Origin of the sequence: Mycobacterium sp. TY814 (genome assembly GCF_030755175.1) — a bacterium.
In the GTDB taxonomy this organism is placed as follows: Bacteria; Actinomycetota; Actinomycetes; order Mycobacteriales; family Mycobacteriaceae; genus Mycobacterium.
In genome coordinates this window covers 31,234-52,354 of sequence record NZ_JAUFRY010000001.1, presented here as the reverse complement: position 1 = coordinate 52,354, position 21,121 = coordinate 31,234, and the positions used below count along the sequence as shown (strand labels likewise).

Genomic DNA, 21,121 nt, shown 5'->3' with positions numbered 1-21,121 from the left:
TGGCCGTGTTCGTTACCCCGAAAGAATTTCTTCCATTCCCCGAGATTGTCGAGATCAGAGTTGATAAATTGCGGTCATCCTGATTTGGGGAGGGTCACAATGTCGTTTCTTTTGGTATCGCCGCAGCTCATCGCCGCTACGACAGAACAGTTGGCCGGAATCGCGTCGTCCTTGACAGTCGCCAATGAGGGCGCGGTCGGCCCGACGACAAATGTGGTTTCTGCTGCCGCCGACGAGGTATCAACGGCCATCACTGCGGTGTTCAACGCCCACGCTCGCCAATATCAGGTGCTGAGCGCGGAGGCGCTTTCGTTTCATGGACAGTTTCTTCGTAATTTGAATGCGAACGCAAACGCGTATGCGACGGCGGAGGCCGCCAATGTCCAGCAGGCGTTGCTCGATGCGATCAACGCGCCAGTGCAGACCTGGACCGGGCGCCCCCTGATCGGTGACGGCGCAACCGGTGCGCCCGGCCAGCGCGGCGGCGACGGCGGGTGGCTATTCGGCAGCGGCGGGGCCGGCGGCGCCGGTGGAGCCAACGGGGTCGCCGGTGGAGCCGGTGGCAACGCCGGATTGATCGGATCGGGCGGCGTTGGCGGCGCAGGCGGCGCCGGTGCTGCGGGCGGAGCCGGTGGCCAGGGCGGTTGGTTGTACGGCAACGGTGGCGCCGGCGGGGCCGGCGGAACAGCTGTCACGGCTGGCGGCGCCGGGGGAATCGGCGGTAATGGTGGGTCGGCTGGGCTGTTCGGAGCTGGTGGCGCCGGTGGGAGCGGTGGTTTCGGCGCTGCCGGCGCCGCTGCAAGCGACGGTGGTGCCGCGGGAGCGGGCGGTACGGGTGGTGCCGGCGGTCGTCTGTACGGAAACGGCGGTGTGGGCGGGGCCGGCGGTGACGGCGGAAGTGGCGGCATGGGTATCGGCCCCAATTTCACCGGCGGGTACGCCGGATCGGGTGGCGTCGGGGGGCACGGCGGGGCCAGCGGGCTGTTCGGCAACGGCGGAGCCGGTGGCGCAGGCGGCCAGGGCGGTGTCGGTGGTGCCGGCAACCTGGTTGGCGGGGCTGGTGGCACCGGTGCCGCCGGCGGACATGGTGGTGCGGGCGGGTGGATCGGCGACGGTGGCGCAGGTGGCGTAGGCGGCCGCGGCGGAATGGGTGGCACCGGCGACGTCGGCGGGGCGAGTGGTGCCGGCGGAGATGGCGCTTACGGTGGCGCAGCCGGATTGGTGCTTGGCAACGGTGGCGCCGGCGGTGCGGGCGGCAGCGGCGGTGGTGCCTTCACTCCTAACGACCTCGTTGGGAAGGGCGGTGCCGGCGGGGCGGGGGCAAAGGGCGGCGCCGCCGGCTTGATCGGTAACGGCGGTGCCGGCGGCGGTGGCGGCAACGGCGGCATCGGCGGAGGGAACTTCGGCGATGCGCCTGGGGAGACCGGCGGCAACGGCGGAACGGGCGGCGCCGGGGGCATGGGCGGATTCCTGTCCGGGGACGGTGGAGCAGGCGGAGCAGGCGGTGACGGGGCAGCGGGCGGCAATTCCTTCAACGGTCCCAACGGCGGCATCGGCGGCAGCGGCGGAGCCGGCGCAGCGGGTGGAGGTACCGGGCTGATCGGCAACGGCGGCGGTGGGGGCGCCGGCGGCAGGGGCGCTCAAGGCGGGTTGAGTACCAACGCTGTCGGTGGCGCCGGCGGTGACGGCGGGGCAGGTTCGAACGGCGGTCAAGGCGGAGCGCTGTATGGCAACGGAGGCAGCGGCGCTGCGGGCGGTACCGGCGGTGCCGGTGGTACCGGTTTCGGCGGCACGGGTGACGACGGTGTGGGCAAAGACGGCGGTAACGGCGGCAATGCGCAACTGATCGGTGACGGCGGCAACGGCGGCGCCGGCGGCGGTGGCGGTGCGGTCGGCGGCGTCGGCGGGCGGGGCGGAAGCCTGGCCGGTAAAGCCGGCGCGAACGGGCCGTCCTAGCGGCAGAACTGAACGGTAGCGGCCCAACGCTCAGCGTTCCTGCGCGGAACAAAGCTTGTCGGTGGCTGGTTCTACCCTGGTGCTATGGCTTTCGCCACCGAACACCCAGTACTCGCCCACTCGGAATACCGGGCCGTCGACGAGGTCGTGCGCTCCGGTGCCCGCTTCGAGGTGGTCAGCCCGCATCAACCCGCCGGCGACCAGCCCGCCGCCATCGACGAGCTGGAGCGCCGGATCAGAGCGGGGGAGCGCGACGTCGTGCTGCTCGGCGCCACCGGCACCGGGAAGTCGGCGACCACCGCCTGGCTGATCGAACGGCTGCAACGGCCCACCCTGGTGATGGCGCCGAACAAGACGCTGGCCGCCCAGCTGGCCAATGAGCTGCGAGAGATGTTGCCGCACAACGCAGTCGAGTACTTCGTCTCGTACTACGACTACTACCAGCCCGAGGCGTACATCGCGCAGACCGACACCTACATCGAAAAGGACAGCTCGATCAACGACGACGTCGAACGACTGCGGCACTCCGCCACGTCGTCGCTGCTGTCGCGTCGCGACGTCGTGGTGGTGGCATCGGTGTCCTGCATCTACGGCCTGGGCACGCCGCAGTCCTATCTGGATCGCTCCGTCGAGCTGCAGGTCGGCATGGAGGTGCCGCGCGACGGGCTGCTGCGGCTGCTGGTCGACGTTCAGTACACGCGCAATGACCTGTCGTTCACCCGCGGCTCCTTCCGGGTTCGCGGCGACACCGTGGAGATCATCCCGTCCTACGAAGAACTGGCCGTGCGCATCGAGTTCTTCGGCGACGAGGTCGAGGCGCTTTATTACCTGCACCCGCTGACCGGCGACGTGGTTCGCCAGGTCGACTCGCTGCGCATCTTCCCGGCCACCCACTACGTGGCCGGTCCCGAGCGGATGGCGCAGGCCATCTCGACGATCGAGCAGGAGCTGGCCGACCGGCTCGCCGAGCTGGAGGGGCAGGGCAAGTTGCTCGAAGCCCAGCGGCTGCGGATGCGCACCAACTACGACATCGAGATGATGCGACAGGTCGGGTTCTGCTCCGGCATCGAGAACTACTCGCGCCACATAGACGGGAGGCCGGCCGGGTCCGCACCTGCCACACTGCTGGACTACTTCCCCGAAGACTTTCTGATGGTCATCGACGAGTCGCACGTCACCGTGCCGCAGATCGGCGGCATGTACGAGGGCGACATGTCCCGCAAACGTAACCTCGTCGAATACGGGTTCCGGTTGCCGTCGGCGGTCGACAACCGCCCCCTGACGTGGGAGGAGTTCGCCGACCGAATTGGGCAGACGGTGTACCTGTCCGCCACGCCGGGGCCCTATGAGCTAAGCCAGACCGGCGGGGAGTTCGTCGAGCAGGTGATCCGCCCGACCGGCCTCGTCGACCCGCAGGTCGTGGTCAAGCCGACCAAGGGCCAGATCGACGACCTCATCGGTGAGATCCGCAAGCGCACCGAGCGCGACGAACGGGTGCTGGTCACCACGCTCACCAAGAAGATGGCCGAGGACCTCACCGACTACCTGCTGGAGATGGGCATCCGGGTCCGCTACTTGCATTCCGAGGTCGACACCCTGCGCCGCGTCGAGTTGTTGCGGCAACTGCGGCTCGGCGAGTACGACGTTCTGGTCGGCATCAACCTGCTGCGCGAAGGTCTCGACCTTCCCGAAGTGTCGTTGGTGTCGATCCTCGACGCCGACAAGGAGGGCTTCCTGCGCTCGGTGCGCAGCCTGATCCAGACCATCGGCCGTGCGGCGCGAAACGTCTCGGGCGAAGTGCACATGTACGCCGATAAGATCACCGACTCGATGAAAGAGGCGATCGACGAGACCGAACGCCGCCGCGCCAAGCAGATCGCCTACAACGAGGCGAATGGAATCGACCCGCAGCCGCTGCGCAAGAAGATCGCCGACATCCTCGACCAGGTCTACCGCGAGGCCGACGACACGGACGTCGAGATCGGCGGATCCGGACGCAACGCCTCCCGCGGCCGGCGCGCGCAGGGTGAAGCAGGCCGGGCTGTGAGCGCCGGCGTGATCGAGGGCCGCGACACCTCCACGATGCCGCGCGCCGAGCTGGCGGACCTGATCAAGGACCTGACCGCGCAGATGATGGCCGCCGCGCGCGACCTGCAGTTCGAACTGGCCGCCCGGTTCCGCGACGAGATCGCCGACCTCAAGAAGGAGTTGCGCGGGATGGACGCCGCCGGTCTCAAGTGACGCAGACGACGAGCGAGACCGGAAGCTGGCGGCAACTACTCGGTCAGCACCTGGGCACGGCCACGGTGCTGGCGGGCGGTGTCGCCATGTACGCCACGAACGAGTTCCTGACGGTCAGCCTGTTACCGAGCACCATCGCCGACATCGGCGGCGACCGCCTGTACGCCTGGGTGGTCACCCTCTACCTGGTCGGATCGGTGGTCGCGGCGACTACCGTCAACACCATCCTGCGCCGGTTCGGGGCGCGCTCGTCGTTCTTGCTGGGTCTGGCCGTTTTCGGAGTGGCCAGCGTCGCGTGCGCGGTCGCTCCGACGATGGAGGTGCTGATCGCGGGCCGCGCGCTGCAGGGAGTCGCCGGCGGCACCCTGGCAGGGCTGGGCTACGCGCTGATCAACGCCGCGTTGCCGCGAGAACTGTGGACCCGAGGCTCGGCCCTGGTCTCTGCGATGTGGGGCGTCGCAACGGTGGTAGGCCCGGCGATGGGTGGCCTGTTCGCGCAATTCGGTTTGTGGCGTTGGGCTTTCGGTGCGATGGCCGTCCTTGCCGCGCTGCTTGCCGTGCTGGTCCCGGCGGTCCTGGCGGCGAGCGCGACCCACCAGGACGACTCAGCGGCCCCTGCGCTTCGGGTGCCGGTTGGGTCGCTGCTGTTGGTCGGCGCGGCCGCGCTGGCGGTCAGCGTCGCGCAGTTGCCGCACAATGCCATGGCGATCGCGGGCCTACTCGCGGTCGCCCTGCTGTTGATCGCGGGATTCGTCGTCGTCGATCGCCGTAGCCGCGCAACCGTCCTGCCGCCCAGTGTGTTTGGAACCGGGCCCCTCAAATGGATATACCTGACACTCGCGGTGCTGATGATGGCCGTCATGGTGGACACCTACGTGCCGTTGTTCGGCCAGCGGTTGGGACACCTGACGCCGGTCGCGGCCGGATTCCTCGGTGCTTCACTCGCGGTCGGCTGGACCTTCAGCGAGATCGTCAGCGCCTCGCTCAGCAACCCTCGGGTGATCAACCGCGTCGTCCTGGTCGCGCCGCTGCTGATGGCTGCCGGGCTGGCATTCAGCGCCCTCACCCAGCGTGCCGACGCATCGCCCGGTCTGATCGCGGTATGGGCCCTGGCGCTGCTGATCGCCGGCACCGGCATCGGAATGGCCTGGCCGCATCTGTCGGCGCGGGCGATGGACTCCGTCGACGATCCTGCCGAGAGCGGCGCGGCGGCCGCGGCGATCAACACCGTGCAACTCATCTCCGCGTCCTTCGGCGCGGGGCTGGCGGGTGTGGTGGTGAACTCCGCAACCGGCGGCGAGCTGATGGAGGCCCGCTGGCTGTATGCCGTGTTCACCGTGCTGGCCGCACTCGGTGTGCTGGCGTCCTACCGCGCGACCCGTCGAACGGCACGTCCGGCCGCAGCGGGGTTGCGGCCGTAACGCCGCCGGACCTCTTACGGTGGAATGGTGACGGAGACGGTCAGCGAGACCGGCAGCTGGCGTGAGCTGCTCGGTCAGCACCTGGGCACCTGTACCGTGCTGGCCGGGGGCGTTGCGCTGTACGCCACCAACGAATTTCTGACCGTCAGCATGTTGCCGAGCGTCGTCGCCGACATCGGCGGCGACCGCCTCTTCTCCTGGGCGACAACGCTTTATCTGATTGGTTCGGTGGTCGCAGCCACCACCGTCAATCCCATGTTGCTGCGCGTCGGGGCGCGGTTGTCATACCTGATGGGCCTCACCGTATTCGGCCTCGCCGGCCTCGTCTCCGCGCTGGCGCCGACGATGGAAGTGCTGGTGGCCGGACGAATGCTGCAGGGCGTGGCCGGCGGCCTGCTGGCCGGTCTCGGATACGCGCTGATCAACCGTGCATTGCCGCGTCACCTGTGGACCCGTGGCTCGGCGCTGGTGTCGACCATGTGGGGTGTCGCGACATTGATCGGGCCCACCGCGGGCGGGATTTTCGCTCAATTCGGTTGGTGGCGCTGGGCTTTCGTCGTGATGGGACTGGCCGCCGCGCTGATGGCCGTGCTGGTGGCGAGGGTCGTGACGGCTCGGGCGGGCATGGAAGAGGAAGAAAAGCCCAACCGCGCGGTGCCCATCTGGTCGCTGCTGTTGATGGGGGCCGCCGCTCTGGCCGTCAGCGTCGCGGCTCTGCCGCATTACCTGGTGCAGACGCTGGGCCTGCTGGCCGCCGCGGTGCTGTTGGTGGTCGTCTTCCTGGTGGTTGACTGGCGGATGCACGTCGCGGTGTTGCCGCGCAGCGTGTTCGGCCGCGGGCCGTTGAAGTGGATTTACCTGACGATGGCCGTGCAGATGATCGCGGCGATGGCCAACACCTATGTGCCGCTGTTCGGCCAGCAACTGGCCGACCTGAGCCCGGTGGAGTCGGGATTCCTGGGAGCAGCTCTGGCCACCGGTTGGACCATTGGCGAAATCGCCAGTGCGTCACTGACCAATCGCCAGGTGATCGGGCACGTCGTTGCGGTCGCGCCGCTGATCATGGCGACCGGGCTGGCCCTGGGTGCCGTCACCCAGCGCCCCTACGCGCCCCTCGGCATCGTCGCGATCTGGGCGCTCGCCCTGCTCATCACCGGGGCGGGCATCGGAATCGCGTGGCCGCACCTGGCCGTGCGGGCCATGACCGCCGTTGACGACGAGGCGGAGAGCAGCGCGGCGGCCGCGGCGATCAACATCATCCAGCTCAGTGCCGGAGCCTTTGGGGCCGGACTGGCCGGTGTGGTGGTCAACACCGCGCCCGGCGGTGAGGTGACCTCCGCACGCTGGTTGTTCTCGGTCTTCACGGCGCTGGCGGCGCTCGGCTTCGTTGCGTCCTACCAGGCCACCCACCGCGACCGCCGGGCCACGGGCTGACCGCGGTGCTTCGTCAGCGCGTCGACTTGACGACCTGGGAGTAGTGGAACTGCCAGCGCTCCACGATGTGGAAACCGAGGTAGCTCGGGAACTGGTAGACCGGGGCCCGCCCGAACGCCGTGCCCGGCGGTAACGCCTGTCCCACCTGATGGTCGGGCAGTGACGTGTCCCGGTTGGTGATCGTCCACAACGCGGGACACTTGTTGATCTTCGCCGTCGTCAGCCACACCGCGACGTGGCCGTCCCACAGTGCCCCGACCTTGGGGCCGTAGAAACCCCGCTCGACGTCGATCAGCGACCGGAAGGCCGCCGGCCGGGTCGCCAGCAGGGCACGAATCGGGCCGGGACGCCATGGCACCGTGTTGTCCACCAGCAGGCAGTCGCCGGGAGAGGCGTGCGCGCTGATGACATCGGCGACCTGGCTGTAGTCCCAGCCCTCCTTGGCATACGGTCCCCGCTGCGTGAAGAAATAGTTGGGAAAGGCCGCAATGGCCAGGAGCACCAGGAGGCCGACCACCTGCCAGCGCTTGCGGGCGATGGCGACGATGCAGACGGCCAGGACGACCGCGGCGCCCGGGGTGGTGAAGATCAGGTAGCGCGGATAGTAGATCGGCTCGCTGACGGCTGAGTAGATCAGGACGGTAGCAGTGGGAATCACCACCCAAAGGGCGCTGATGAGCAACAGCCGGCCGTTCTCGGCGCGGGCTTTGCCGGCGACACGCAAGCCCGCCGCGGTCAGCAGGAGAACCCCCGTCAGGATCGCGAACGGGACACTGTGGTCGAAGTACTGCCGGTGCACGACGTCGAGGAAGAGATTTCGGTTGAGTCCGTTGATCCATCCGACCTGCCACACCTGTTTGTGGGCAAACAGCATGAACGGCGTCATGGCGCCGAGAGCAACTACCGATGCCACGGCGAGCCAGATGGCGGGCCACTTGCGCGCCCCTTCGGGGGCCGGCCCCCTCGCTGTGAACGGCAGTATCGCGGCGTAGACCAATACCAACAGCACCATGTTGACGTTGACCAGGACGGCCACCATCAACAGCAGCGAGTAGGACACCCAGAGCCCGGCCCGGTTCCGCCGGGCCGCGGCCACCACCAGCACCGTCAGCCAGGCTGCCACCGCCACCACCAGCGCCGACGAGCGCGCCTCGATACCGGCCCAGGTCACCCTCGGGAGGATGGCGAAGACGGTGCCCGCGGTCAGCGCGGTGGTGCGCCCCGAGAACTGCTTGGCGAAAACCACGACGCCGGCCGCGGCGGCTCCCACGGCCAGCGTGCTGGGGACCCGCGACCAGAACTCGGTCGGCGGGAAGATGGCGAACCAGCCGTGCATCAGCAGGTAGTAGAAGCCGTGCACGGCGTCGATGTGGCCCAGCAACTTCCACAGTTCCGGCAGCGTGCGGCTGGCCGACGCGGTGATGGTCGCGCCCTCGTCGAACCACAGCGACGGTCGGCCCGCCCAGGCGGCGCTGATGACCATGGTCAGGGCCGCGATGGCCCAGGGGTCCAGAAAGCGGCCCCTCGGGTGTGCCGCGGCGGCCGGCTCGGCGTCGTCGGCCACGGGATTTTCGACGATTGACACAGACATGATTGGTTTCAACTTTATGTGCACGGGCGGTCCGGACGTGACCCGCGCCGCAAACCTCTCCCGTCTACGTCCAGCAACGCGATAGGGTCTTGGGTTGGCGGAAACCGACACCTGGGAGGGTAAATGAGCGCCTATCAAACCGTGGTCGTAGGGACTGACGGCTCAGACTCGTCGTTGCGCGCGGTAGACAGGGCAGCTGCGATCGCGGGGTCGGACGCCAAACTGATCATCGCGTCGGCGTATTTGCCGCAGCACGAGGACGCTCGCGCCGTCGACGCCCTGAAGAGCGAAAGTTACAAGGTCACCGGCACCGGTCCGATTTACGAGATCCTGCACGACGCCAAGGAGCGGGCGCACAACGCCGGCGCCAAGAACGTCGAGGAGCGAGCCATCGAGGGTGCCCCCGTGGACGCATTGGTGCACCTGGCCGAGTCGGAGAAAGCGGACCTGCTGGTGGTCGGCAACGTCGGGTTGAGCACGATCGCGGGTCGGCTCCTGGGTTCGGTTCCGGCCAACGTCTCGCGCAAGGCCAAGGTCGACGTGCTGATCGTGCACACCACCTGAGACCAGGAGACTTACCAGCCGCGCTCGCGCCATTCCTGAATGTGCGGGCGTTCGGCGCCTAACACCGTGTCATCGCCGTGGCCTGGACAGATCACGGTGGAGTCGTCGCAGACGCCGAAGACCCGGGTGGTGATGTTGGCGAGCAGCTGCTCGGCGTCGCCGGGCCGCTCCTGCCCACACCACCCGGGAACCCTTGGACGCGGCCACCGCGTAGGCGGCATGCGCATATGCCAGCGCGAACGCTGATCCCGATAGGAACGTGTACGCATCACGCTTCATGATGCGCAGAGCCCTTTTTCCGCCAGCCGAAGTAACCGAGCCAGACACTAATGGCCGCGTAGAGAGCAGCCCCCAGCCATGGAGACCAATCGGGCCAATGCCTGCCCATGAACTGAGGCAGGTTGAAAACGCCTGCTGACAGGTATACGGCGAGGACCGCATGTTCGATCGCGAACCCGGCAAACATGCCCGACAGGAACTTGAGAATGTCGCGCTTCATGGCTTCTCATCGTTCGCTCCGGGCCGTGGCGGGCATAGGGTCGAACGTCCCGGCGCGTGGCGCGTGAGTTCGGACGATGCGCTTGCAGTGCGGGGATCGCCGTCTGGCAGACAGAAACCCTAGAGCGAGGGAATCACCACCCGCGCTCGCGCCATTCCTGAATGTGCGGGCGTTCGGCGCCCAGTACCGTGTCGTCGCCGTGGCCGGGATAGATCACGGTGGAGTCGTCGTAGACGTCGAAGACCCGGGTGGTCACGTCATCGAGCAGCTGCTCGAAGTCGCCGGGCTGCCAGGTCTTGCCCACACCACCGGGGAACAGGCAGTCGCCGGTGAAAAGATGGGTCACGCCGCCGGTTGCAGCGCCGTCCAGTGCCAGCGCGACCGATCCCGGGGTGTGCCCGCGCAAATGGATCACGTCGAACGTCAGCTCACCGATCTGCACTGTGTCGCCGTGCGCCAGCAAACGGTCCGGCTGCACCGGCAGCGGCTCCGCGTCGATTTCGTGGGCCGCCGTCGGCGCTCCGGTCGCCTCGACCACGGCTTCCAGGGCCTGCCAATGGTCGAAGTGTTGGTGACTGGTCAGAATCAGCGATAACGTCGGCGCGTACCGTCGAATCAAGTCGATCAGGACTTCGGCGTCGTTCGCGGCGTCGATCAGCAGCGTTTTGCCGGTCTCGGAACAAGTGACCAGGTATGCGTTGTTGTCCATCGGGCCTACCGAGGCCTTTACGATCGTCGCTCCGGGCAGCGTGCGTCGGGCCGCCGTACCCGGGTCGACGTGTCCGGTGTAGTCGTCGCTGAGCTCGTTGGGAGCGGTCATACCCATGCACGCTACTTGGTTACGGCTGGCTCGAGCGGCTTGGCCGACTTCCTGTCGGTAGGGACACCTAGCATGGAATGCGGCCCCCGCTCTGATCGTTCAACGCCAGGGCCGCACACGTTTCAGCTGAAAGGGACAGCGTGGCTGACCGCCTCATCGTCAAGGGTGCGCGCGAGCACAACCTGCGCAGCGTCGACCTTGATCTACCCCGGGACGCCCTGATCGTTTTCACCGGGTTGTCGGGGTCGGGCAAGTCGTCGCTCGCGTTCGACACCATCTTCGCCGAGGGTCAGCGCCGCTACGTGGAATCGCTGTCGGCCTACGCCCGGCAGTTCCTCGGACAGATGGACAAGCCGGACGTCGACTTCATCGAGGGTCTCTCCCCGGCAGTGTCCATCGACCAGAAGTCGACCAACCGCAATCCGCGCTCGACGGTCGGCACCATCACCGAGGTGTACGACTACCTGCGGTTGCTGTACGCCCGGGCCGGCACTCCGCACTGCCCGATCTGTGGTGAGCGGATCGCGCGGCAGACGCCCCAGCAAATCGTGGACCAGGTGCTGGCGATGGAGGAGGGTATTCGCTTCCTGGTGCTCGCCCCGGTGGTGCGCACCCGGAAAGGGGAGTTCGCCGACCTCTTCGACAAGCTCAACGCGCAGGGTTACAGCCGGGTTCGGGTCGACGGTGTGGTGCACCCCCTGACCGAGCCGCCGAAACTCAAAAAGCAGGAGAAACACGACATCGAGGTGGTGGTGGACCGCCTCACTGTCAAAGCCAGCGCCAAACAGCGGCTCACCGACTCAGTCGAGACCGCGCTGAATCTGGCCGACGGCATCGTGGTGCTGGAATTCCCGGACGACCGGGACGAACACGATCACCCCCGCGAGCAGCGCTTCTCCGAGAAGCTGGCCTGCCCGAACGGGCACGCCCTGGCGGTGGACGACCTGGAGCCGCGCTCCTTTTCCTTCAACTCGCCGTACGGCGCCTGCCCCGAGTGCGTCGGTCTGGGCATCCGCAAGGAAGTCGATCCGGACCTGGTGGTGCCCGATCCCGATCTGACCCTGGCCGACGGCGCGGTGGCGCCGTGGTCGTCGGGTCACACCGCCGAGTACTTCACCCGGATGATGGCCGGCCTGGGCGACGCCCTCGGTTTCGACGTCAACACCCCGTGGCGAAAACTTCCCGCCAAAGCCCGCAAGGCGATTCTCGAGGGCGCCGACGAACAGGTGCATGTGCGGTACCGCAACCGGTACGGGCGCACCCGGTCCTACTACGCGGAGTTCGAAGGCGTTCTGGCGTTCCTGCAACGCAAGATGGCTCAGACCGAGTCCGAGCAGATGAAGGAACGCTACGAGGGCTTCATGCGGGACATCCCGTGCCCGGTATGCAACGGCACGCGGCTCAAGCCGGAAATCCTGGCGGTGATGCTGACGGCGGGGGAGTACGGCCCGAAGTCCATCGCCGAAGTGTGTGAACTGTCGATAGCGGACTGCTCGGACTTCCTGAACGCACTGACCCTGGGCACCCGCGAGGCCGCGATCGCCGGGCAGGTGCTCAAGGAGATCCAGTCGCGGCTGGGGTTCCTGCTCGACGTCGGACTTGAATACCTGTCGCTGTCGCGGGCGGCGGCCACGCTGTCCGGCGGTGAAGCCCAGCGGATCCGGCTTGCCACCCAGATCGGCTCGGGGTTGGTCGGTGTGCTCTACGTGCTCGACGAGCCGTCCATCGGCCTGCACCAGCGCGACAACCGCCGCCTTATCGAAACCCTTACGCGGCTAAGGGATTTGGGTAACACGCTGATCGTTGTCGAGCATGACGAGGACACCATCGAGCACGCCGACTGGGTCGTCGACATCGGGCCCCGAGCCGGTGAACACGGCGGCCTCATCGTGCACAGCGGTCCCTACAAAGAACTGCTGACCAACAAGGACTCGATCACCGGCGCCTACCTGTCCGGGCGCGAAAGCATCGAGATGCCCGCCCTGCGGCGGCCCACCGACCGCAAGCGCCAGATCACCGTGGTCGGCGCCCGTGAACACAACCTGCGCGGCATCGACGTCTCGTTCCCGCTCGGGGTCTTGACGTCGGTGACCGGCGTATCCGGATCGGGTAAATCGACGCTGGTGAACGACATTCTGGCCGCCGTGCTGGCCAACCGCCTCAACGGCGCGCGGCAGGTGCCCGGCCGGCACACCCGCGTCACCGGCTTGGACCACCTGGACAAGCTCGTCCGGGTCGACCAGTCGCCGATCGGCCGCACCCCGCGGTCCAACCCGGCCACCTACACCGGGGTGTTCGACAAGATCCGCACCCTGTTCGCCGCGACCACCGAAGCGAAAGTCCGCGGCTACCAACCCGGCCGGTTCTCGTTCAACGTCAAGGGTGGGCGCTGCGAAGCCTGTACCGGTGACGGCACGATCAAGATCGAGATGAACTTCCTGCCCGACGTGTATGTGCCGTGTGAGGTCTGCCAGGGTGCCCGCTACAACCGGGAGACCCTCGAGGTGCACTACAAGGGCAAGACCATCTCCGAGGTGCTGGACATGTCGATCGAGGAGGCCGCGGAGTTCTTCGAGCCGATCAGCGGCATCCATCGCTATCTGCGCACCCTGGTCGACGTCGGGCTCGGGTATGTGCGGCTGGGACAACCCGCGCCGACGCTGTCCGGAGGGGAGGCCCAGCGGGTGAAGTTGGCCTCCGAATTGCAGAAGCGTTCGACCGGGCGGACGATCTACATCCTCGACGAACCCACCACCGGGCTGCATTTCGACGACATCCGCAAGCTGCTGAAGGTGATCAACGGCCTTGTCGACAAGGGCAACACGGTGATCGTCATCGAACACAACCTGGACGTGATCAAGACCTCGGACTGGATCGTCGACATGGGACCCGAAGGTGGAGCAGGCGGCGGAACCGTTGTGGCGCAAGGCACTCCGGAGGACGTGGCGGCGGTGCCGGAAAGCTACACCGGCAAATTCCTGGCCGAAGTCGTCGCACCGCCGGCCGCCCGGAGTGCGAACCCCAAGCGCCGCAAAGTCAGTGCGTAGTTCAGCGCCGCGGTGCCGGTAAAATTCGCGCGATGGGCGATCTGTTTCAGGTTGATCTGGACAACTTGCACAGGCTCGGCGCCACCCTGGCCGGGCACGCAGACGCAATAGCCGCATTGCAGATCACCGCCGCGGTGGAGATGCCGGGTTCGCCGGTGCAGGAGGCTTCCGCTCAGGTCAACGACGCCGTCATCAAGGGATTCGGTGTGGTCGGTGCCGGTGTCCGCCGGATGGCCGATTTCTCGACGAATGCGGCGACCACCTACGAGGCGGTCGACCGGGGGTTCGCCGACCAGCGACGTCAGTACGCCGGCGGTCGCTAGTCGCAGTGACCACGATCAGTCACGTTCGCGGCTGTAAGCCGGAGTCGATGACCGGCTTCGCGAAAGACCTGAGCGCGCAAAGCAATACGTTCAATGCGCGGGTCGACCAGGTGAACCGCGACGTGGACACCGCGATGGACAGCTGGAAGGGCGAGGCCGCGAGCGCCACCTCGGTCCGCGCGCTGTCGGAGAAGCTGGCCGCCAATCACATCGGCTCCACCGTCATCACGCTGGCGGACACGTTCAACACCTACGGCGCGCAGTTGGGCGCCTGCCGCGCCGCGCTGCTGAGCATCGTCGACGGCGACATTCCCGCTGCCGGCATGACCGTGGACGACGTGGGCAATGTCAAGGCCCCACACGTGCCCGGCGCTCGTTCTGGCGACTTGCTCGCGTATCTGTTGCAAGCGCAGCTCGACAGCCAGGCGGCCGATTTCCAGGCTCGCGTCAAGGATCTGCTGACTGAGTTCGAAGACGGTGAAAATAAAGCGGCACAAGCGATCTCGACTGGTCTTCAGGACCTGGCCGGTTACCGGCAGCGTCCGGACGGCGCGCCGTTCCGCCCGCACGTACAGGCCATCCTCGACGGCAGTGCCCAGCCGCCCGCCGATCCCAAGCAGTTCCACGACTTCTGGGAGGGCTTAACCCCCGCCGAGAAGGACGTGCTCTATGGGCGCGACCACTACATAGGAAACCGTGACGGCATGCCCGCCGTGGATCGGGACTACTACAACCGGGAGAACCTGAGCGACGAGTTGGCCAGGGCGCACTCCGCCGCAGCGCAGGCCGACGCCCTCCAAGCCCAGCATCCCGACTGGGCGGCGGGCCGCAATATCCCGTCACCCAACGAACCCGGGGCGATCTTCGATGACCGCCTCGCCTATGAGGCATGGCAGCGTCGCTACGATGCCGCGCTGGCCGGAACGAAGAACCTGCCGGACCTGCAAGCTGTCGACAAGGCGGTCGGTGGCAAGCCCGACCGCAAGCTGCTGCTGCTCGACACGCAGAACGGAGCTCAGGCACATGCCGCCGTCGCTATCGGGGATCCCGACACCGCCACCCACGTCTCGGTGACCGCCCCGGGACTCAACACCACCGTCCACGGCGCGATCGTCGGCATGTCGGAAGAGGCCTGGCAGGTCAGAGACGAAGCCCTGCGTCAACTGGGCAACACGCCTGGGCATCTCCATGACACGGTGTCGACCATTGCCTGGATCGGCTATGACGCGCCCCAGATTCCGGGGTTGGACGAGACGGGCAGGTCGCTGGCCGGTGCCTGGGGAGTCAGCCACGACGACATGGCCCGAGTGGGAGCACACAATCTGGCCCGTTTTTACGACGGTATCGGCGCCGCCCATGACGGTGACCCTGCCCATCTGACAGCGATCGGACATTCGTACGGCTCGCTGACCACGGGGTTGGCCCTGCAGGAGCCCGGTAACCACGGAGTCAGCGATGCACTGTTCTACGGCTCCCCGGGCATTGAAGCCTCGACCCCGCAGCGGTTGCAGCTGCAGCCCGGGCATGTATTTGCCATGGAAACCCCTGACGACCCGATTCAGCTGACCTACGACACCCCGCCGCTCGTCCATGCCGGCGCGCCGCTGCTGCCATTCCCGTTCAACGTCGGCGCGCTGGGCGGGTTGTCGGTGCTGGACGCGTCCGGAGCCGGTCACTTCGGGCCCAATCCAGCCACCAACCCCGAGTTCACCCGCCTGGGCACCGGTCCGTCCGCCATCGCGGACGGCCACGGCGGCACCCTCAATCTCGAGGGTGCACACGGCCACAGCGACTACCCTCGCCAGGGTGGCAACGGCCTGCCGCGCACGACGGGCTACAACATCGCTGCCGTTGTGGCCGGCCTGAGCGGCCAGGCGATCCCCGGGAGCTGAAACCATCACATGAGAGCTCACATCGATGCGCGTCGCCACACCACGCTGTGGGTGGCGGTGTTCGCAGCCCTCCTCGCGCTAACAGGATGCCACGTGAAGCAACCGTATGAACCCACTCCGCCGTCGGAGGCCACCCAGGCCCTGCGCGAACTTCAGGGCCTGCCCTCGCTCGAAGACACCACGGCCCAGGTGCAGCGGGCGATGGACGAGATCACCGCCGCCGCAAGCACGCTGGTTCCCTCGATCACGTGGCAAACGCCCCATGAGGGATCCAGCGGCAATTGTGAGCGCCCCTACGAACAGACGGACGGGCAGCGGTACATCCTGCCGCACCGCGTCGCGGAGAATGTGGCGCTGTCCGAGGAGAAGTGGGCGGCCATCCTCAGGGTGGCCAAGGATTCCGCTGCCAAGATCGGCGCCACCGATATCCAGGTCATGAAGGACCAGCCGGGGAATCACGACGTCTGGTTCACCGGGCCGACCGGTATCTCCATCAAGATCGGATACGCCGGCAATCTCGGAGTGGCGGGCTACACCGGCTGCCGGCTGCCGCGGGACAAGAAGGCGGGGTGAGCGGTGGTGGCAAGCAATGACTTCGAGGAGCTTGGTCGCAAGGTGCAGCGGGCTCAGCACGGGCTGGAGCACGCCCGCGGCGTCGGTACGGCCAACGGTATCCGGGTAGTCGTCGATGCCGAGAACCGATTGCTGTCGGTGACGGCACCGGACGAGGAGGCCATCCTGGCCGCCTACAACGCGGCAGTGGACGACGTACGCCCCTTGATCGAGCAAGCGATGCGTGAGGTCCGCGCCGATCCTCGCGTCGAGGCGATGTCCACTTTCGTCGAAGCCAATTCGGCCCGCCTGCACGCCGAATGCGCGCGGTCCGCGAGCGAGGACGACGACGACACGTACTACGACGACCGGTTCCGGCGGGGCTGGCGCGATCGCTGAGTCACCGCCGCAGCGTTGATGCCGCCTCTTCGATTTGAGCACCCTCCCCACGGGCCAGCGCGATGGTGGCCGCCAGCATCGCCGCGATCGCTGCCGGCAGCGCTACAACCCCGATGCCATGCGCCGCCAGGTGTTCGCCCAGCACGACGGAGCCGAGCAAAACGGCGACGACCGGCTCGCCGACCAGCATGATCGGCACGGAGGCCTGCAGGGCTCCGGCCCGAAACGCCCACTGCTGCAGCACCGTCGCCGCGACCGCCAAGGTAACCAGCACGTACGGTGCCGGCGAGGTGAACAGGGCGTGCCAGCCTCCCACCGCGTAACGGTGCGTGCAGGTCTTGGTCAACACCGCGATCATCCCGAGCAACAGCGCCACGGCGACCCCCAGCCACGTGGCCCGGACTCTGCCCGCACTGTGCCGGGCGGCCACCACCGCGACAACCACCGGCACCACCAGGCCGAGCGCCAGCGTCCACGCCGGCGTCTCAGGCCGATAGTGTCCCTCCCGCGGCCGCCCGACCAGCACGAACACCGCGAGCGCGGCCGTCAGCAGCGTCGCCCATCCCCATTCGGACCCCGGCACCCGATTCCCCAATCGCACTGCGCTGAGCGGCAGCACGAACAGCAGCGAGGAGACCAGCATCGGTTGCACCAACAGCAAAGATCCGTGCGCCAGGGCCACAGCCTGGAACCCGTAGGCGGCGACGGCTGCCGCCGTGCCCGCCCACCACAGCCGGTCACGCAGAACGGTGACGGCACCCGCGGTTCCACTTTCGACCGCGGGATTCTGCAGGGCGGTCTGCCGGACGACGATGCCCACCGCCGCGACGAACGATGCCAGCAACGCCGAGCCGATCGCTAAAGCGTGTGACGTCACCCAATCCATGGCTCAGACATCCTCATATCTCGTGCTTCGATGTCACTCACCGAAGGCCCGACTTCGACAACGGTGACGGGAAGCGCGCGTTGATCCGGACCCCGTTCAGCCACTCGGTGAGTTGATCGGCCCGTTGCTGCAACGCCCGCTGCGCCTCGGCGCCGGCGTCCTCCAGCAACTGCAGGTGGACGCGGGCCTCGTCATCCTGGCACCAGCCGCCGACCACCCGCCCGTTCCACCACGCCGTGGGACCGGCGTTGCCGTTGCTGTCGAAGACCTGTCCGCGGTGCTCGCCCAGGTACCAGTCCCGCTCCGACCAGCCCATCGTGGTGCAGTCCAGACCCGGGAGCAGCGCGCCCCACGGCGGCACCTCCGGTTCGACGGCCAGGTCGTTGGCCAGTGCATAGCCGGCGCCGCCGTGCAGGTCCACCTCCACGGCCCCGATGGTGGCCAGCGCCGCGCGCACCGCCGTCAATGTGGTGCCGAACCACCACTTGATATCGGTGATCGTCGCCGGCCCGAACGTCTGCAGCCAGCGGCGGATCAACTCCGCCCGGGCGGCGGCTTCGGGTACCGGTTCGCCGCGCTCGGCCAGCCACTCCGTCGTGGCGCTCCACCGGGGACGCGACGCCGTCCAGCTTCCGTCATTGGGGCCGCGGACGATCTCGCCGCATGCGGCTAACACGGTCAGTACCCGCGGGGCTACCGGAACCAGACCGCCCCAACGCTTTCCGGGCGCCGGATCGTAGCTGCCGGCCAGTTCGGGCAGCGCGGTCCGCAGTTCGGTGCTGCTGGCCGGTCCGTGCTCGGCTAAATGGCGTATCACCGCGTCGGACGCCTGGGTCAGCCATTGTTCGCCGTCCGTGGTGACCCCGGCCTTGTGCAGGTCCGCGATCAGCCGGCGCCGCTCGGTGTCGGCCACCTGGCTGCTGGCCGCCGCCTGCACCAGCGTCACGTCACCGGAGTTCACCACCCACAACGTCCTGCGCATCGCCAGATACTTGAGCGCCGAACGCTTTTCGTACAGCACCCGGTCCAGGTCGGCGGTGCAGAAGCCGCGGCAGCGCGACCACAGCGACAGATACGGGGTCGCGGGATCGGTCGCGTGCAGCCCGATCAAACCGGCGGTGACCCGGGACACTGACCCTGCACCGGACAGGAAATGCCTGCGCGCCAACCGGTTCCGGCGCTCCGCGATGCTGAACTTACGCACGGTGCATCAGCTGCCGCGCGCCGGGTGACACCGACCGTATCGCGGCCGGGTGCGGCAGACTGTCAGTCATCGGCGCGCATGGACTCCCGAATTCTGGCCAGGCGCTCGGCGGCCGCCCGCTGCCGCTCCTCGTACTGCTCCTCGACGGATTTGCCTTCGGCGGTCTCGGCGGCGAGTTCTTCGGCGCCCTGGGCTGCGCCGAACCGCGTTTCGATCTTCTCGCGCACCGAGTCGAACGTCGGCACACCTGAGTCGTCATATCCGGGGTCGGGAGGGGACGGTTGGTCGGGCATGACCGCCACGTTACTGCTGCCCGCCGCCGATACCGTCCTGCCGCTCGAGGTAGCGCACCATTTGGTGCCAATAGAGCATCGTCAGTGCCATCTGGGCCGCCACGGCGATCACCGCCGGACGCAGTCGACGGCGGCGCGCGGAGACCACCCCCACCGCCGCGGCCACCGACGTCACCGCGCTGACCGCCAGGGCGGCATCCCGTGGGCGGCGGGTGATCCACAATTCCTCGCCGAGCATTGCCCGCGTCGCCCAGGCGCGGTGGTCGCGCGGCTTGCCGAATACGAAGGGATTGATCGCCAGCCACGCCCCGACTAGCGCCGCATCCCGTCGCCGCCGGGTCCAGACCGGAATCAGGATCAGGGGTGTACTCGCCCAGCGGGTCCACGCGCTCCAGGGATGGCAGTGCCGCGCGAAGATGGCGCGGCGGACCCCGGCGACCGAAAGCACCCGGTTACCGTCCGGCTGCGACGACTTGCGCGTTCGACGGTGTGGCGGGCGCCGGGGGAGTGGCGGTGCCCGGCAGTGGGATTGGCGGCACGCCAGGGGTGCCCAGCCGACCGGCCAGCCAGGGCAGCGACCTGGCAAAGGCCTGGTCGGCGAACGGCCAGTCATGTTTGCCTGGTTGCGGAACCACCGCGCAGTCGATGTCGTAGGAGCGGCCCAGCGCACACAAGGCGTTGGCGGCCGCCGTCTGGTCACTGGGATTGGCTGCCGCGTCGCGGCCGGCCAGCCGCATGGCAGCGGTATCGGCGATCGGCAGTTCGCGGTGCGCGGGGATGGCGAACCAGCCGGTTATGCCGGTGTACGGGCCATGCCGGGTGATCACGGTGGTCGGGTCGAAGGCGGCCCAGGCCTCAGCGTTGCCGCCGAACAGCCTCGAGATGGTCTCCTGCTTGTTTCCCGCGTTGGGGTACAGGTCGCCCGCGATGTCGACGAACGAGCTGAACATCCCGGGGTGCATGACGGCCAGATCCACCGCGCAGGTCCCGCCCATCGACCAGCCGACGATTCCCCAACTGGACTGTTCGGAGCTGGACGCGAAGTTTGAAACCATAAATGGCACAACATCTTTGGTCAGGTGATCGGCGGCATTACCGCGTCGCCCGTTCACGCACTCGGTGTCGTTGTTGAAGGCGCCGCCGGAGTCCACGAACACCAGTACCGGAGCGTTGCCCTCATGGGCGGCGGCGAAGGCATCGGCGGTCCGCACGGCGTTGCCGGCGCGTACCCAGTCCGCGGGGGTGTTGTACTGACCGCCGATCATCATCACGGTCGGCAACCGTGGTGGCGGCGTACTGGCGAACCAGGCCGGCGGCAGGTACACGAGTTCCCCGCGATGCTTGAAATGCGATGCGTCGGAGGGAATCACGACGGGAACGACACTGCCGTGCGACGGGCGGACACCCTTGCCCATCATCGCGGCGACAGTCGCGGGATCGGTCTGGTCGGGCAGCGGGCCGGAGGTGAGCTGACCCCAGGCGGCTTGCACCGTCGGGAAGTAGCCGACCCACATATTGAGCGTGAGCGCCGTGCTGAACAGGCACAGCGGCACGGCCAGCAGCGCGATGCCGCGCCGCCACCAGTGCGCGCTGCGCCACCCGAGCACCAGCACCGTGACCGCCATTCCGGCCAACCCGGCCCAGGCCCACAGCGCACCCGGGGCCGGTTCGGTGGACAGCCGGCTGACGTACGCGCGGGTTCCGTAGGCCGCCGCGGCCCCGGCCAGCGCCGCCAGGGGCAGCCAGCGCAGCCGCCAGGTTCGCGTCCGCCAGCCGATGGCCAGCAACAACGCAACACCCGTCACGATCTGAACGGTGATCGGCACCCACCCGTGCATCAGGGAGGTGTGGCTGAAGGCCTGCGTGGAGAACCCTTCAGCCGACGCAGCGGGCGCCAGAGCATGAGGCGTCGACGCGGTCACAGGTTCATTCTCGTTCGCCGGGTTCCCATCCGGAATCATGTTTCCGGACTATTTCCTGTGAGTTAACTGAACCCGGG

At 67.7% G+C, this 21,121-nt stretch carries 19 protein-coding genes; 10 read left to right on the top strand and 9 right to left on the bottom strand.

Annotated elements, in window-relative coordinates; translation table 11 throughout:
* Positions 1-99 precede the first annotated feature (99 nt).
* From QXH22_RS00185 to QXH22_RS00170, 4 genes are all read left to right on the top strand, one after another.
* Entirely contained in the window at positions 100-1,956 is a 1,857-nt protein-coding gene (locus QXH22_RS00185; RefSeq protein WP_306274651.1) for a PE family protein, read from the top strand.
* A gap of 84 nt (positions 1,957-2,040) precedes the next feature.
* Positions 2,041-4,197, top strand: coding sequence for an excinuclease ABC subunit UvrB (gene uvrB, locus QXH22_RS00180; RefSeq protein ID WP_306240756.1), 2,157 nt, complete (start codon positions 2,041-2,043; stop codon positions 4,195-4,197).
* Positions 4,194-5,618: an MFS transporter gene (locus tag QXH22_RS00175; RefSeq protein ID WP_306274650.1), complete on the top strand. Its 1,425-nt coding sequence runs from the start codon at positions 4,194-4,196 to the stop codon at positions 5,616-5,618. The genes uvrB and QXH22_RS00175 overlap by 4 nt, the downstream gene beginning before the upstream one ends.
* A gap of 27 nt (positions 5,619-5,645) precedes the next feature.
* Complete coding sequence (locus tag QXH22_RS00170; RefSeq protein WP_306240754.1) at positions 5,646-7,052, top strand: MFS transporter; 1,407 nt, start codon at positions 5,646-5,648, stop codon at positions 7,050-7,052.
* A 13-nt stretch (positions 7,053-7,065) separates the two neighbouring features.
* Here QXH22_RS00170 and QXH22_RS00165 read toward each other — a convergent pair whose 3' ends face one another.
* On the bottom strand, positions 7,066-8,643 hold the full coding sequence (locus tag QXH22_RS00165) for a glycosyltransferase family 39 protein (protein WP_306274649.1): 1,578 nt from the start codon (positions 8,641-8,643) through the stop codon (positions 7,066-7,068).
* A gap of 123 nt (positions 8,644-8,766) precedes the next feature.
* On the opposite strand from QXH22_RS00165, the gene QXH22_RS00160 reads away from it, so the two are divergent.
* Positions 8,767-9,207, top strand: coding sequence for a universal stress protein (locus QXH22_RS00160; protein WP_306240752.1), 441 nt, complete (start codon positions 8,767-8,769; stop codon positions 9,205-9,207).
* A gap of 11 nt (positions 9,208-9,218) precedes the next feature.
* Here the strand turns inward: QXH22_RS00160 and QXH22_RS00155 are convergent, their stop codons facing one another.
* The 3 genes from QXH22_RS00155 to QXH22_RS00145 form a co-directional block, all read right to left on the bottom strand.
* Positions 9,219-9,428, bottom strand: a complete 210-nt coding sequence (locus QXH22_RS00155) for a hydrolase (RefSeq protein WP_306276041.1) — start codon at positions 9,426-9,428, stop codon at positions 9,219-9,221.
* A 47-nt stretch (positions 9,429-9,475) separates the two neighbouring features.
* Positions 9,476-9,706 carry a hypothetical protein gene (locus QXH22_RS00150; protein ID WP_306240751.1) on the bottom strand — a complete coding sequence of 77 codons (231 nt, stop codon included), beginning with the start codon at positions 9,704-9,706 and terminating at the stop codon, positions 9,476-9,478.
* A gap of 133 nt (positions 9,707-9,839) precedes the next feature.
* Entirely contained in the window at positions 9,840-10,526 is a 687-nt protein-coding gene (locus QXH22_RS00145; RefSeq protein WP_306240750.1) for an MBL fold metallo-hydrolase, read from the bottom strand.
* Between the two features lie 140 nt (positions 10,527-10,666).
* Between QXH22_RS00145 and uvrA the strand changes: the two genes are divergently transcribed.
* From uvrA to QXH22_RS00120, 5 genes are all read left to right on the top strand, one after another.
* Entirely contained in the window at positions 10,667-13,573 is a 2,907-nt protein-coding gene (gene uvrA, locus QXH22_RS00140; RefSeq protein WP_306240749.1) for an excinuclease ABC subunit UvrA, read from the top strand.
* Positions 13,574-13,605: 32 nt separating this feature from the next.
* Positions 13,606-13,896, top strand: coding sequence for a hypothetical protein (locus QXH22_RS00135; RefSeq protein WP_306240748.1), 291 nt, complete (start codon positions 13,606-13,608; stop codon positions 13,894-13,896).
* Between the two features lie 47 nt (positions 13,897-13,943).
* On the top strand, positions 13,944-15,788 hold the full coding sequence (locus QXH22_RS00130) for an alpha/beta hydrolase (RefSeq protein ID WP_306274648.1): 1,845 nt from the start codon (positions 13,944-13,946) through the stop codon (positions 15,786-15,788).
* 93 nt (positions 15,789-15,881) lie between these two features.
* Positions 15,882-16,361 carry an LppA family lipoprotein gene (locus tag QXH22_RS00125; RefSeq protein WP_306274647.1) on the top strand — a complete coding sequence of 160 codons (480 nt, stop codon included), beginning with the start codon at positions 15,882-15,884 and terminating at the stop codon, positions 16,359-16,361.
* Positions 16,362-16,367: 6 nt separating this feature from the next.
* Positions 16,368-16,739 carry a YbaB/EbfC family nucleoid-associated protein gene (locus QXH22_RS00120; RefSeq protein WP_306274646.1) on the top strand — a complete coding sequence of 124 codons (372 nt, stop codon included), beginning with the start codon at positions 16,368-16,370 and terminating at the stop codon, positions 16,737-16,739.
* Between the two features lies 1 nt (position 16,740).
* Here the strand turns inward: QXH22_RS00120 and QXH22_RS00115 are convergent, their stop codons facing one another.
* From QXH22_RS00115 to QXH22_RS00095, 5 genes are all read right to left on the bottom strand, one after another.
* Complete coding sequence (locus tag QXH22_RS00115) at positions 16,741-17,625, bottom strand: DMT family transporter (RefSeq protein ID WP_306240744.1); 885 nt, start codon at positions 17,623-17,625, stop codon at positions 16,741-16,743.
* Between the two features lie 37 nt (positions 17,626-17,662).
* Positions 17,663-18,829: a winged helix DNA-binding domain-containing protein gene (locus QXH22_RS00110; protein WP_306274645.1), complete on the bottom strand. Its 1,167-nt coding sequence runs from the start codon at positions 18,827-18,829 to the stop codon at positions 17,663-17,665.
* A gap of 62 nt (positions 18,830-18,891) precedes the next feature.
* A complete protein-coding gene (locus QXH22_RS00105) occupies positions 18,892-19,122 on the bottom strand; it encodes a hypothetical protein (RefSeq protein ID WP_306240741.1) in 231 nt (76 codons plus the stop codon).
* A 10-nt stretch (positions 19,123-19,132) separates the two neighbouring features.
* Positions 19,133-19,570, bottom strand: a complete 438-nt coding sequence (locus tag QXH22_RS00100; protein ID WP_306240739.1) for a DUF6653 family protein — start codon at positions 19,568-19,570, stop codon at positions 19,133-19,135.
* 4 nt (positions 19,571-19,574) lie between these two features.
* The gene (locus tag QXH22_RS00095) at positions 19,575-21,083 is read right to left on the bottom strand and encodes an alpha/beta hydrolase family protein (protein ID WP_306274644.1); all 1,509 of its coding nucleotides are present in this window, start codon (positions 21,081-21,083) and stop codon (positions 19,575-19,577) included.
* Positions 21,084-21,121: the final 38 nt, after the last annotated feature.

What these genes read in the sequence shown, in the direction of transcription:
- uvrB (WP_306240756.1), top strand. Translation starts at nt 2,041, where the DNA reads ATGGCTTTCGCCACCGAACACCCAGTACTCGCCCACTCGGAATACCGG.
- QXH22_RS00185 (WP_306274651.1), top strand. Translation starts at nt 100, where the DNA reads ATGTCGTTTCTTTTGGTATCGCCGCAGCTCATCGCCGCTACGACAGAA.
- QXH22_RS00115 (WP_306240744.1), bottom strand. Translation starts at nt 17,625, where the DNA reads ATGGATTGGGTGACGTCACACGCTTTAGCGATCGGCTCGGCGTTGCTG.
- QXH22_RS00095 (WP_306274644.1), bottom strand. Translation starts at nt 21,083, where the DNA reads ATGATTCCGGATGGGAACCCGGCGAACGAGAATGAACCTGTGACCGCG.
- QXH22_RS00130 (WP_306274648.1), top strand. Translation starts at nt 13,944, where the DNA reads ATGACCGGCTTCGCGAAAGACCTGAGCGCGCAAAGCAATACGTTCAAT.
- QXH22_RS00150 (WP_306240751.1), bottom strand. Translation starts at nt 9,706, where the DNA reads ATGAAGCGCGACATTCTCAAGTTCCTGTCGGGCATGTTTGCCGGGTTC.
- QXH22_RS00145 (WP_306240750.1), bottom strand. Translation starts at nt 10,526, where the DNA reads ATGACCGCTCCCAACGAGCTCAGCGACGACTACACCGGACACGTCGAC.
- QXH22_RS00155 (WP_306276041.1), bottom strand. Translation starts at nt 9,428, where the DNA reads ATGCCGCCTACGCGGTGGCCGCGTCCAAGGGTTCCCGGGTGGTGTGGG.
- QXH22_RS00135 (WP_306240748.1), top strand. Translation starts at nt 13,606, where the DNA reads ATGGGCGATCTGTTTCAGGTTGATCTGGACAACTTGCACAGGCTCGGC.
- QXH22_RS00165 (WP_306274649.1), bottom strand. Translation starts at nt 8,643, where the DNA reads ATGTCTGTGTCAATCGTCGAAAATCCCGTGGCCGACGACGCCGAGCCG.
- QXH22_RS00105 (WP_306240741.1), bottom strand. Translation starts at nt 19,122, where the DNA reads ATGCCCGACCAACCGTCCCCTCCCGACCCCGGATATGACGACTCAGGT.
- QXH22_RS00160 (WP_306240752.1), top strand. Translation starts at nt 8,767, where the DNA reads ATGAGCGCCTATCAAACCGTGGTCGTAGGGACTGACGGCTCAGACTCG.